The sequence below is a fragment of the Streptococcus sp. SC1 genome, from assembly GCF_030272855.1.
In the GTDB taxonomy this organism is placed as follows: Bacteria; Bacillota; Bacilli; order Lactobacillales; family Streptococcaceae; genus Streptococcus.
In genome coordinates this window covers 39,139-51,477 of sequence record NZ_JAQCMU010000003.1, presented here as the reverse complement: position 1 = coordinate 51,477, position 12,339 = coordinate 39,139, and the positions used below count along the sequence as shown (strand labels likewise).

Below are 12,339 nucleotides of genomic sequence, written 5' to 3'. Positions count from 1 at the left end.
CAGATTTCTAAACATTTCGCAAGCTCAGTTATAGAATTTACAAGAAGAAAAAGAAGCCTGTCAAACAACAGACTCCCTTTCTTTCTATTTAATCACTTGTCCTGCTTCTTTGAGAGCATCTTCTGGTACAGTGATACCGAGTTCTTTGGCATTTTTAGTATTGATAACAGATTTACCTTTATCAAAAATATCTACTGCAGTATCAGCAGGCTTGGCACCTTTAAGGACTTTAGCAGCCATTTTACCTGTCGCAACACCGAGGTCATACTGGTCTACAACGACAGAGGCAAGACCGCCTTCTTCTACCATGGCTGTCGCACTTGGATAAATCGGTTTCTTAGCTTCTTTATTGCTGGACACAACTGTCGCAAATGCTGACGCAATGGTATTGTCAATTGGAATCCAGATAGCATCAACCTTACCAGTCATGACATTCATGGTTGAAGCAATCTCATTGGTTGAAGGAACAGAGTATTCCTCTACCTTAAAGCCTGCCTCTTCAGCCAATTTTTTGAACTCTTCTACCTGAGCTTTAGAGTTGTCTTCACTGCTAGAATAGAGGGCACCGATTGTTTTCACATTTGGCGTTAATTTTTTAATCAACTCTAGTTGTTGCTTAGCTGGATTGTGGTCAGAAACACCTGTGATATTACCACCTGGCTTTTCCAGATTTTTCACTAGATTTGCTCCGACTGGATCTGTGATAGCTCCCATGACGATAGGCTTGTCCTTAGTAGCCGCAGCCAAGCCTTGCGCAGACGGAGTCGCAATCCCAATCAGCACATCATTGTCATTGGACACCAGCTGCTTACTCATGGTAGAAACCTTGCTCTGATCTCCCTCAGCATTCATAAAGTCAATCTTAATCTTGTCGCCCTTGTAGCCTTCCTCGGCTAGACCGTCCTGAATCCCCTTGTAAATCAAATCAAGCGAAGGGTGGCTGACATATTGCAAGACACCAACCTTGACTGTCTTACTATCGTCGTCAGTCTTAGATCCGTTGCTCTTTCCGCTCAAGCTGGAATAAGCCATCCCACCGATTACCAAAATAGCCAAAAGGCCTAAAATAGTCATTAAACGTTTATTTTTCATATTTTTTCTCCATTTCTTTATTTCATTTTTTCTATTCAATCCCTAGGGACGCCATCGTTTAAACATGGACATTTCTCCTTATTTCTTATAATAAGCAACAAAAAACCTCACACAGGTATTCTGTGTGAGGGCGTAAATCGCGGTGCCACCTCAATTATGGAAAAATAGCTAATATTTCCCCATATCTCTGTCTTGTCATCAAACAAGCTGCACTGTAAGGTGTGCACACCGAATTCTTATTGTTTCAAATTCATATTTATCAATTAGCCCAATTTCGTAAAGATTTGCTGCTCATTTCCACCAACCACAAGCTCGCTAAAAACAAATGCATCTACTACTTTTCTAATTTCCTATATTGTAAATTTTTCTTGAAGGGATGTCAAGGCTTTTTTGAAAATTTTTGTAAAATGTTCGGTTTTTGTTTATATCGATAATCATTGAAAAAAATAAATTTCTTTTTGATGAGACTTTAGAAGCTTTTGGCTTGGTTTTTTGTTATAATCTTCTTTAGCAAGTTTCAAGGAGAAAAGCATGTCTTTCGACGGATTTTTTTTACACCACATGACTGAGGAGCTCCGCCGCGAATTGCTGGGCGGCCGTATTCAGAAGATTAATCAGCCCTTTGAGAAAGAGTTGGTTTTACAGATTCGCAGCAACCGCCAAAGCCACAAGCTGCTCCTATCAGCCCACTCAGTCTTTGGGCGCGTCCAGCTGACAGATACCACGTTTGAAAATCCAGCTGTTCCCAATACCTTTATTATGGTCATGCGCAAATACCTGCAGGGCGCTGTCATTGAAGCAATCCAGCAGGTGGAAAATGATCGGATTTTGGAAATCAGCGTCTCCAATAAGAACGAAATCGGTGACAGCGTGGCTGTGACTCTTGTCATCGAAATCATGGGCAAGCATAGCAATATCATTCTCTTGGACAAATCTAGCGGTAAGATTACTGAAGCCATCAAACACGTCGGATTTTCTCAGAATAGCTATCGCACTATCCTGCCGGGCTCAACCTATGTCGCACCACCTCAGACTGGCAGTCTCAATCCTTTCACTGTGGGTGATGAAAAGCTCTTTGAAATCTTACATACTGAAGACATAGAGCCCAAACGCCTGCAGCAAATTTTTCAGGGATTGGGGCGGGATACGGCCACTGAGCTCAGTGGTCGTCTGACAGCTGACAAGCTCAAAACTTTCCGAGCCTTCTTTGCCAGCCCGACTAAGCCAAGCCTGACCGAAAAATCCTTCTCTGCTCTGCTATTTTCCGACAGCAAGACCCAAATGTCCACGCTATCCGAGCTTTTGGACACTTTCTACAAGGACAAGGCTGAGCGAGATCGCGTCAATCAGCAAGCCAGCGAGCTCATCCGCCGAGTAGAAAATGAGTTGGAAAAGAACCGAAAAAAGCTGGTCAAGCAAGGGGAAGAGCTCCTAGCAACGGAGAATGCAGAAGAATTCCGCCAAAAAGGGGAGCTCTTAACTACCTTTCTCCATCAAGTGCCCAACGATCAGGATCAGGTAGAGCTGGACAATTACTACACAGGTGAGAAGATTATCATCTCGCTCGACAAAGCCCTGACTCCCAACCAAAATGCCCAGCGCTATTTCAAACGTTACCAGAAGCTCAAGGAAGCTGTCAAACACTTGACCAGCTTGATTGAAGAGACTCGGGCTACAATTCTCTACCTAGAGAGCGTAGAAACATCCCTTGCACAGGCCAGCCTGACTGAAATTGCAGAAATTCGGGAGGAACTAATCCAGACTGGCTTTATCCGCCGACGCCAAAGAGAGAAAATCCAGAAAAGGCAGAAACCGGAGAAATATCTGGCAACAGATGGCCAAACCATTATCCTGGTTGGCCGCAACAATCTACAAAATGACGAGCTGACATTTAAGATGACCAAGAAGGACGAGCTTTGGTTTCACGCCAAGGATATTCCAGGCAGTCATGTGGTCATCACAGGCAATCTTCAGCCTAGCGATGAGGTCAAGACAGACGCTGCCGAGCTAGCGGCCTACTTTTCCAAGGCCAGACTCTCCAATCTGGTCCAAGTGGACATGATTGAAGTCAGAAAACTCAACAAACCAACTGGCGGCAAGCCCGGATTTGTCACCTATACAGGCCAGAAAACCCTGCGTGTCACACCAGATGAAGAAAAGATTAAAAGCATGAAAATATAAACTAATCAGTTTCTAAAATATGGATTTGGCGGATATTGAAAAATAAAAGAGGAGCCAAGACTCCTCAAACTTACTAAATCTAAAAATCTAGTTATCTTTCAGAGGTTGGGACAGCAGAGTCCTAGCCTCTTTTTTTATCAGAAGTAGACAATTGTCACAGTAATTGACTACTCAACCTTGTCCATGTCCGATCTTACTTCATCGACATTGAATTTTGCAAAGAGGAACTTACGGTCTTGAACTGGGAAACGTTGATCCAACTGATCGACAGCACCTAGCTCCACAATCCCTTCCTTGATAACAAAGTCCATAACGTGACCACCAAAGGTATGGTCGTCTGAAATAAAGTGAAGATGATAGCCGGCTACACTGACACCGTGGAAAATTTCGGGTGTCCAAAAGCCAACAATAGTTCCAGAAACATTGTCCGCATGGTACTCAGGCTGACTCACGGCCACCTCAGCAAACTTCTTCTCTGAAGTCGATTTTGGAATCATTCGCACATGCATGTGGGAAAATTCTCCATGAATCTTGATGGAGCGGAATAGATTTTCCCCATCGTAATAGGATTCAATTCGCTTTTCCAGCTCTTCATCTGTCATTTCGAAGCGTTGGCGGAAAATGACCTCCGCTTGATGGGGAACAACCGCAGCGTAGGGCACTGTTACATCATCTGAAACCTCTACAACTTCAGGCACATTGCCAGATCCCTTAGCCTGATAGGCCTTACCATCAAGAACAATCAACTCCCCATCAATGGAATCCAGTGTACCAATCCCTAAATCGCCGTATTTCAGGAGCTCCCCAATCGTCATGCTCCCACCATAAAGTCCAGCCATCAAAGCTCCTAGGGTGTTATACTGAAATAATTTCACTGGCTCTGCCATTTTTTCTCCTATATCAATAAACTTCTGTATTTTCTAAGATAATTAAGTATATCATATTCTGGTCGAAATTCAAAAAAATCGTTTAATGGAAGTTTGAAAAACCGCACGGGATACCTAAATCAGCTGACTTTCCTCAATACCGGCATCAGCTAGGATTTGAGCCACACGGTCAAACTTAAGTCGAAAATGCTCCAGCTTGTGACCATCGGAGCCAACTGAAAAGCGCTGACCACCCAGCTCCTTGACCAGACCAAGAGCGTAGATATAGAGATCTTCATGACCGTAGAGATACATAGACTTGCAGTTGAGTTCAAAGGCCAAACCATGATCACTCATCTTTTGAAAAAGCTGTCGCAGCTGCGGTTCAAAAGTTTTTAACTCCTCTACGGTAAGGTCGAATTTCCGAAAGCCATAGTCAAAGTGGGCTAGGACATCCGCCGGAACAGCCTCGATTGCCTCTTCTAGCTCTCTCAGGTAGCGGGGAATTAACTCCATCTTGTCCAGCTGCAAGACTGGCTCTTCCAGATAGTCAAAACTGCCATTGTGGTGGACAGATAGGAGTTTCAGGTCGTATTCCTTATAGGCTAGGAATGCTAAAATATCAGCCTTACGCGGAGCATAGTAACCAATTTCAATCCCCTTTTTGATGCGGTTGCCATATTGCTGGTTTAGCTCTGCTATTTTTGCTGAATAGGCCGCATAGTCAGGCACATCATCATGGGGCGAGGCAGCTTGGTGAGGGTAGGGATTGGACAGGTCATAGTGCTCGGTGGTGATAATCTCGCCCTCATAATGGTCCAGATAGTCAGAAAAATCCGCCTCAGAATCATAGGAAAAATAGGTATGAAGATGGTTGTCGCGCATGCTGGTCCGCCTTTCTGCAAATCTTGTGTTCCTTTAATAATGTCAACGGTTGGTCGGCCCTTGTTTTATATTTCCCACATTTCCGATCCTTTCGTTGACGTTGTCCATGCTCTAGCCTTTCGATAGAAGTCATTTTATTTCAAAAATCCTCCTAGGCCTTTACCTTTCTTTCAGCATGGCACTGGATAGGTCTAGCAGCTGCAGCGCTGTCTCAAAGTGCTCTCCCATGAGGTCATAAACAGCATCTTCGCTCAAAACGCCGCAGGCCACATTCTCAGGAAAGTCTGGTCGATTGGAAAATTCCAAATCGTCAAAGAAAACTTGGCTGGTGTAATAATCTCGGAGATGAATATAATTCTTCTGGCTGGCCTCCAGCACAGCCAAAGCAGATTGAGCTGCAGCCAGAGCCTGAGCGTATTTATTCAAATGCTCTTCCATTTCTTGGATTCGTTTCAATTGGGACATTATCTCCACTCCTTCTTTAATCAAACTATCGTGTTCGCACGGAAAGCTACTAACGCAAGAGATTTTCCAAGAAAACTTTACAAACTTTCGTATAAATCGGCCATAGCAGTATCATCTGGAACCAAACGCAGATACTTACCAGCCTGTATTTTAGCTTCTTCCACACGCCCTAATTCGCGTAAGAGATAAACATATTCTTCCAAAAATTCAGGATTTTCCTGCAAGTCAGTTTCCAGTTCCTGGTAAAGCTCCCCAGCTTTTTCCAGATTTTCCAAGGCCTGATAAGCACGTGCCAGATTCCAGCGAGTCAAGACATTGTCTAGATCTTGTTCCTCAAAAGCTAAAACCTCATCGTAGCGTTCCTGCTCCAGATAGAGATTGGTCAAACGTAGAGCAATTTCCTCTAAATCATCTGCATTTTCCTGAGCTGCCAGCAAGTAGTTTTCAGATTTTTCCACATCATGCAGTTCGTAAGATAGTTGGGAAGCCAGAAGCAAGAGGCGAGTCTCGAAAGGATTTTTGGTCAAACCTTGCTCTGCCATCGCCAAAGCTTCCTCCGTCTTATGCTCCGCATGGAGAGACTGCGCGTAGGCATACTCATAGCCTTCAAAATCTGGCGAAATCGTATCCAGCTGCTTGAAGTACAAATTAGCTTTTTGGTACTCCTCTTGCTCATACAAGATAGCTGCTAATTCATAGACCGTCTCTTCGTCGTACTCCAGCTCAACAGCTTTTTCCAAAAATTCAATGGCTGCTTCGATTTTCCCCAGACTGGCATAGCAAAGGCCAATACGCTGGTAGGTGGACACGCCTGTCTGCTCGTAGATAGAGCGATTATCTAGCTGGGCATATTCCTTGATGGCCTGGGCAAAATTTTCCAATTCAAACTCAATTTCTGCTAAACCAAAAGTCACCAAAGGGTCGTCTGACAGTTTGGCAGCTTCTAGCAATTTCTCCCGTGCCACATCTGGCAGTCCCTCTAGCTGATAGAGGTCAGCCTTGGCCAAGAGAGCGGCCACATACCATTCACTTTCTAAGTCAATTTCCTCTAAATAGGCAAAGGCGTCCTCCAAATCACCATCGTCAGCAGCAATCGTTGCCAGACTGATATAGGATTCCGGAAAGAGCGGAGCTAATTTTTCATAAATTCGCTTGGCTTGAGGGAAAAAGCCGATACTTTCTAAGTAATCGGCTAATTCTAATAACTCTTGATTGGAATCTTGGTTCAAAGCCTCTTCAAAATACTTTTCAGCCTGTGCTAAATCTTGATTTTGCAGGGCTGTTAACATTTGTTCACTCTTACTCACTGCCTTCTCCTAATTCTTGAACACTTTCTTCATACAAACCGCTGACCTTCTTGTACCACTTAAAGAGCGCTGTGATGGCAACTTTGGCTGACGCATAAGCTGGAATTCCCAGCAAGACGCCCCAGATACCAAACATGGTTCCTGAAGTCAGCAAAACAAATAAAATCGTAATCGGATGGATGCTTAATTGACTTCCCAAGATCAATGGAGACACGAAGCGCCCCTCAATAGTCTGCTCCACGATAAAGACGATAATGACTTTCAACAGCATGATCGGACCAGCAATCAATCCAAGAACCAAAGCCGGCAACATAGCAAGGAAGCTTCCCAGATAAGGCACCAAGTTCAAAACTCCTGCCACAACCGCTAGAGTCACACCGTACCGCAAGCCGATAATCTTGAAAAGAATCATAAACATAAAGGCCACAATAATCGCTACGGTCACCTGACCACGAACATAATTGGCCAGCTGGGTATTGACATCCGTCATAACCTGACCAAATGACTCGCGGAATTTCGTTGGCAAGAACTGAACCACATAACCTTTGAGATTCTTCGCGTCGCGCAATAAATAGAAAAGAATAAAAGGCATGATGATAATAGCCACAATGATTTGTGAAGCCGTACTAATCAAATTGCTAGCCCAATTGACTGCCTTAGATGAAAAATTGCTGGCCCATGAAGTAATCTGGGTCGATAGCTTATTCGTAACTTGCTCGATTTGTGGCTTCAAATCATCTGAAATATGATTGGTCAAAACATCATCAATCATTTTATTGGCTTGCTTGAGATAGGCAGGAACATTTTTTGAAAAACTCACTATCTGATGCTGCAAGTTAGGAATAGCAACCGCCAAGCCCCACACAATCAAAACGCCAATCAAGACAAAGACAATTGTAATCCCAGCCACGCGATTAATCTTGCGCTTTTCCATCCAGTCGACAATGGGGTTGAGCAGATAGTAAAGTAGTCCAGCCAAAATCACTGGCAACATGATAACACCAATAAACTCAATCACCGGTGTAAAAATAAAGCTAATTTTGCTAAGAATAAAAATGTTCAAACCGATGAGCAAGGTCACCAAAAATACGGTAATGGCCTTATTATCCAAGAACCATCTAAAAAACCAGGATAAACTAAAATCTTTTTCTTTATGTTCCATATTCAACTCCTTTGGATATTCCATTTCATTGTACCATTTTTCAAAAAAAAATTCTTCAAGCAACCATGATGAAATGCCTCATTTATCGGACTTTTTCACCGATTGAAGTTAAAGTCCTGTTTTCTCTATTCATTCTACAAAAATAAAAACAAATAGACCGAGATGGTCACTCGGTCTATGTGTTTTTCTCACTATGGATGGCTGACAATCAGTTGTAAGTCGCCAGACAAGGTCCATTCTGTAACATCGCTCGGTAGGATGAAATGAGATCCTTTTTTGATTGGATACACTAGTCCATCCACTGTTAACTCACCAGCACCTTCCAAGATACTGAACAAGCTGTAATCTACTGTCTTTTTAAATTCAACAGAACCAGCAATGTCCCACTTGTAAACAGCAAAGAAGTCATTGGCCACCAACAGAGTAGAGGTCAAATCGTCAGCCTGAAGGGTAACGGGACGACTATTAGCAGGCTCGCCGATAGTCAGAACATCAATCGATTGCTCCAAATGCAGCTCACGAAGATTACCAGCATCGTCCTTACGATCAAAGTCATAGACACGGTAGGTCGTGTCACTGGACTGCTGAGTTTCTAAAATCAGAATCCCTGAGCCTATGGCATGCATGGTGCCACTTGGCACATAGAAAAAGTCACCAGCCTTGACCGGAATTTTGGTCAAAAGATGATCCCAGTCCTTGCTCTCGATTTGCTGGCGCAATTCTTCCTTGCTCTGGGCATTGTGACCGTAGACAATCTCTGCCCCTTCGTCTGCAGCGATAACATACCAGCATTCAGTCTTGCCAAGCTCTCCTTCGTGCTCTAGTCCATAGGCATCATCTGGATGAACCTGAACGCTGAGCCAGTCATTGGCATCCAAAATCTTCGTCAAAAGTGGAAAGACAGGCTCTGGACGATTGCCAAAGAGCTCACGGTGTTCAGCATAGAGAGCATCTAGCTTCTGACCTGCAAAACGACCATTCTTGACGGTTGAGACACCGTTTGGATGAGCCGAAATTGCCCAATACTCGCCCACATGGTCGCTGGGGATTTCATAGCCAAAAACATCACGCAGCTTAGTGCCGCCCCAAATTTTCTCCTGCATCACAGACTCTAGAAATAACGGTTCTGACATAATAGTCTCCTTACATATTTTTCATCATCCAAAATCTGGCAATCCTTGATGATAAAAGTTTGGTACTGCTTACATTATAATATAGACTCGGGCACTTTGTCTACTCCTCAATTTACTTTACAAAGAAAAATCTGGCTCTCGCCAGACATTTATAATAAAAAGATTAAAGCTCCCCAGCAAATGCCGCAAAGGTATCCTATCACCACATCCTTTGGATAGTGCACTCCGCCAATCACGCGCACTGTAGCCAACCCCGCTGAAAGCAAGAGGCAGATAAGTCCCGGCAACCAGAAAAAGTAGAGCAGGCACATGGAAATCACTGTAGCCGAAAAGACATGGCGGCTAGGCATGGACTTGCCCGATGTATCCTTGACCAGCAAGGGTTGAATAGCCCATTTTTCGTAAGGACGTGCTTGATTCAGCTGTTTACGAATCGCTGACAAGAGACCAAATCCGATAGCTGGCAGGAGAAAAAAAGCAAGCAGCCCTTTCCAACCTTCCGTCAGAAAGGCACAAACCAGAATCAGACCATACACCAGAGGCATAAAAACAGTCATCCCCCTATTAAAATAGGCCATTCCTTTCACTATCCTAGGACGACTGCGAAAGGAAGCTGTTAATTGTTGATAAAAAATCTCATAGTCTCTCATACTTGCTTACCCTGCTTTTTTAAAAAGTTGAATTCTCATACTTTCTCTACTATAGCATATTTCTAGACAGGATGGTAGATGGATAGCAAAAGAGACTGAGAACCAGGCCCCAATCTCTTAGTGTTCATATTTTCCGAAGAGGTTTATTTCTCCAAGTTCCAGATTTCCTTGGCATATTGCTCAATGGTATCATCTGAAGTAAACTTGTCGGATGTAGCGATGTTAATCAAACTCATGCGGGCCCATTTTTCTTTGTCACGATAGAGGGCATCAATCTTCTCTTGAGCTTCTACATAGGAGTGGAAGTCTTCCAAGAGGAAGTATTCGTCATTGTGGGTGATAAGGGCTTCGTAGATCTCAGAGCCTTCTTCACGGACGTTTGGAATGGTGCCGTTGACAAAGGTATCGACCACTCGGCGAATATCTGGATTGCTTTCATAGACACCGCGTGAGTAGTAATCGTGGCGGGCATAGTGCTCGTAAACTTGGTCCTTGTCCATCCCAAAGATGACAATATTGTCGTCACCGACCTCGTCCTTGATTTCGATATTGGCTCCGTCCAGTGTAGCCAGGGTAATGGCACCTGTCATCATAAACTTCATATTGGAAGTACCAGAAGCTTCCTTGGAAGCCAGAGAAATCTGCTCTGATACATCTGCCGCAGGAATGATGAGCTCAGCTAGGCTGACACGGTAGTTTTCTAGGAAGACAACCTTGAGTTTGCCTTGCAGGCTTTCATCCTTGTTGACCAGATTGGCTACTTCATTGATCAGCTTAATGACCGACTTGGCAAAGTGGTAGCCTGGAGCAGCCTTGGCACCGAAGATAAAGACGCGTGGCACCATATCCTTATCAGGATTGTCCTTGAGGTCCCAGTAAAGCTTGATGATATGAAGCAGGTTGAGCAGCTGACGCTTGTAGGCGTGGAGGCGTTTCACCTGGACATCAAAGATGGCTTCTGTAGAGACTTCCACTCCTGTTGATTCCTTGATAAAGTCAGCCAGACGAGCCTTGGCTTCCTGCTTCACTCGATAGAAATCACCCAACACTTGCTGATCATCCTTAAATTCCAAAAGCTTGCGCAGCTCATGGATATCACTTCTCCAGCCCTTACCAATCAACTTATCAATCTCAGATGACAGAGGCTGGTCCGCAATCTGCAGCCAGCGGCGCTGGATAATCCCGTTGGTTTTGTTATTAAACTTCTCTGGGTAAATACTGTAGAAATCACGCAAGGTGTCTTCTTTAAGCAGTTCTGTGTGGAGTTTGGCAACACCATTGATTGAATGACCACCGATGATAGCCAAGTGAGCCATGTGGACTTGATTGTCCTTGACGATCCGAGTGTTTTCGATGACCTGTGGATCGATACCGCGTCCAGCCATTTCAGCTACATAGCGGTTGTCAATTTCTAGGATAATCTGATAAACCCGAGGCAGGACATTCTTAAAGAGCTCAGTATCCCATTTTTCCAAAGCTTCAGACAGAATGGTGTGGTTGGTGTAGCTCATAGTTTTAACCGTCGCATTCCAAGCATCTGCCCACTCGAGACCATAATCATCCAGCAAAAGGCGCATAAACTCAGCTGGCGCTACTGCTGGGTGAGTATCGTTGATATGGACGGAAACCTTCTCATGAATACCCTTGAGCGGACGACCTTGCTTGAGGTAAGACTTGATAATAGTCTGCAAACCCGCACTGGTCATAAAGTATTCCTGAATCAGACGCAGTTCTTTTCCTTTGTAACTAGAGTCGTCTGGATAGAGAATGGCAGTGATATCCTGCACCCGTCGACGGGCTTCAATGGTTGGATAGTCCAACTCATATTCTTCTGGGATTTCAACATCCCAAAGACGGAGATTGTTGATATTATCATTGCCAAAGCCAATCTGAGGCACGTCATAAGGCACAGCACGCAAAGTTTTAGAATGCTCATAAACCGGCACAATGCGGCCTTCTTCATTGGCACGAAGGTAGACATTTCCAAAGATTTTAACATCCACAATGCCGTGATCCTTACGGGTTTCCCAGACATTGCCCAGACTGCCAAACCAATCATCTGGAATCTCGACCTGATAGCCATTCACGATTCTCTGCTTGAAAAGACCGTAGCGATAGCGAATCCCATTTCCAAATCCTGGATAGCCCGTTGTAGCTAGCGAGTCCATGAAGGCTGCTGCCAAGCGACCAAGGCCCCCATTTCCCAAAGCCATGTCGTGCTCAGCATTTTTTACATCCTCAAAGTCAACTCCTAACTCAGCAAAGCTTTCCTTGACCGTATCAAGAATACCTAAATTGAGCAGGTTGGTTTCCAGCATACGTCCCGGCAGAAACTCAATTGAGAAATAATAGGCTGTTTTTTGCTGCTGTTCCACGAGTTTATTGCGGCGCTCCAGCCACAGTGGCGTAATATATTTACGAATGGTACTAGCGAGGGCTTGAAAAAGCTCGGCAGGTGTAGCATCCGCAATCTTAATCAGCTGTCTTTCGTGCAAAGTATCCTTGAAATCTCGGATAAACTGTTCTTTATTTAATTCCATTTTTACCAATCAACTTCCTTTCTTTTAGGGAAAAGCATCCGTCTGGATAAGATGTCAA

The 12,339-nt window shown here is 44.2% G+C and carries 10 protein-coding genes; 1 reads left to right on the top strand and 9 read right to left on the bottom strand.

The window, feature by feature from the left end:
• Positions 1 to 84 precede the first annotated feature (84 nt).
• Positions 85 to 1,092, bottom strand: coding sequence for a tryptophan ABC transporter substrate-binding protein (gene trpX / locus PAN94_RS05510; protein ID WP_125371023.1), 1,008 nt, complete (start codon positions 1,090 to 1,092; stop codon positions 85 to 87).
• A 531-nt stretch (positions 1,093 to 1,623) separates the two neighbouring features.
• Between trpX and fbpA the strand changes: the two genes are divergently transcribed.
• Positions 1,624 to 3,273 (top strand): Rqc2 family fibronectin-binding protein FbpA, encoded by a 1,650-nt coding sequence (gene fbpA, locus PAN94_RS05505; RefSeq protein WP_285875047.1) that lies wholly within the window; start codon positions 1,624 to 1,626, stop codon positions 3,271 to 3,273.
• 167 nt (positions 3,274 to 3,440) lie between these two features.
• Here the strand turns inward: fbpA and budA are convergent, their stop codons facing one another.
• From budA to PAN94_RS05465, 8 genes are all read right to left on the bottom strand, one after another.
• Positions 3,441 to 4,160 carry an acetolactate decarboxylase gene (gene budA, locus PAN94_RS05500; RefSeq protein WP_061910878.1) on the bottom strand — a complete coding sequence of 240 codons (720 nt, stop codon included), beginning with the start codon at positions 4,158 to 4,160 and terminating at the stop codon, positions 3,441 to 3,443.
• A 114-nt stretch (positions 4,161 to 4,274) separates the two neighbouring features.
• Positions 4,275 to 5,024: a PHP domain-containing protein gene (locus PAN94_RS05495; RefSeq protein ID WP_285875046.1), complete on the bottom strand. Its 750-nt coding sequence runs from the start codon at positions 5,022 to 5,024 to the stop codon at positions 4,275 to 4,277.
• Between the two features lie 159 nt (positions 5,025 to 5,183).
• On the bottom strand, positions 5,184 to 5,489 hold the full coding sequence (locus PAN94_RS05490; protein ID WP_125381370.1) for a DUF4298 domain-containing protein: 306 nt from the start codon (positions 5,487 to 5,489) through the stop codon (positions 5,184 to 5,186).
• 77 nt (positions 5,490 to 5,566) lie between these two features.
• Positions 5,567 to 6,796 carry a tetratricopeptide repeat protein gene (locus tag PAN94_RS05485; protein ID WP_285875045.1) on the bottom strand — a complete coding sequence of 410 codons (1,230 nt, stop codon included), beginning with the start codon at positions 6,794 to 6,796 and terminating at the stop codon, positions 5,567 to 5,569.
• The gene (locus PAN94_RS05480; protein ID WP_285875044.1) at positions 6,789 to 7,958 is read right to left on the bottom strand and encodes an AI-2E family transporter; all 1,170 of its coding nucleotides are present in this window, start codon (positions 7,956 to 7,958) and stop codon (positions 6,789 to 6,791) included. The genes PAN94_RS05485 and PAN94_RS05480 overlap by 8 nt, the downstream gene beginning before the upstream one ends.
• A gap of 191 nt (positions 7,959 to 8,149) precedes the next feature.
• Positions 8,150 to 9,091, bottom strand: a complete 942-nt coding sequence (gene manA / locus PAN94_RS05475) for a mannose-6-phosphate isomerase, class I (protein ID WP_285875043.1) — start codon at positions 9,089 to 9,091, stop codon at positions 8,150 to 8,152.
• A gap of 149 nt (positions 9,092 to 9,240) precedes the next feature.
• Positions 9,241 to 9,741, bottom strand: a complete 501-nt coding sequence (locus tag PAN94_RS05470; protein WP_148887994.1) for a phosphatase PAP2 family protein — start codon at positions 9,739 to 9,741, stop codon at positions 9,241 to 9,243.
• Between the two features lie 143 nt (positions 9,742 to 9,884).
• Positions 9,885 to 12,281 carry a glycogen/starch/alpha-glucan phosphorylase gene (locus tag PAN94_RS05465; RefSeq protein ID WP_285875042.1) on the bottom strand — a complete coding sequence of 799 codons (2,397 nt, stop codon included), beginning with the start codon at positions 12,279 to 12,281 and terminating at the stop codon, positions 9,885 to 9,887.
• Positions 12,282 to 12,339 lie beyond the last annotated feature (58 nt).

Excerpts from the sequence above, each read along its gene's own strand:
- PAN94_RS05480 (WP_285875044.1), bottom strand. The coding sequence starts at position 7,958 with ATGGAACATAAAGAAAAAGATTTTAGTTTATCCTGGTTTTTTAGATGG.
- PAN94_RS05470 (WP_148887994.1), bottom strand. The coding sequence starts at position 9,741 with ATGAGAGACTATGAGATTTTTTATCAACAATTAACAGCTTCCTTTCGC.
- PAN94_RS05490 (WP_125381370.1), bottom strand. The coding sequence starts at position 5,489 with ATGTCCCAATTGAAACGAATCCAAGAAATGGAAGAGCATTTGAATAAA.
- fbpA (WP_285875047.1), top strand. The coding sequence starts at position 1,624 with ATGTCTTTCGACGGATTTTTTTTACACCACATGACTGAGGAGCTCCGC.
- PAN94_RS05495 (WP_285875046.1), bottom strand. The coding sequence starts at position 5,024 with ATGCGCGACAACCATCTTCATACCTATTTTTCCTATGATTCTGAGGCG.
- manA (WP_285875043.1), bottom strand. The coding sequence starts at position 9,091 with ATGTCAGAACCGTTATTTCTAGAGTCTGTGATGCAGGAGAAAATTTGG.
- PAN94_RS05465 (WP_285875042.1), bottom strand. The coding sequence starts at position 12,281 with ATGGAATTAAATAAAGAACAGTTTATCCGAGATTTCAAGGATACTTTG.
- budA (WP_061910878.1), bottom strand. The coding sequence starts at position 4,160 with ATGGCAGAGCCAGTGAAATTATTTCAGTATAACACCCTAGGAGCTTTG.
- trpX (WP_125371023.1), bottom strand. The coding sequence starts at position 1,092 with ATGAAAAATAAACGTTTAATGACTATTTTAGGCCTTTTGGCTATTTTG.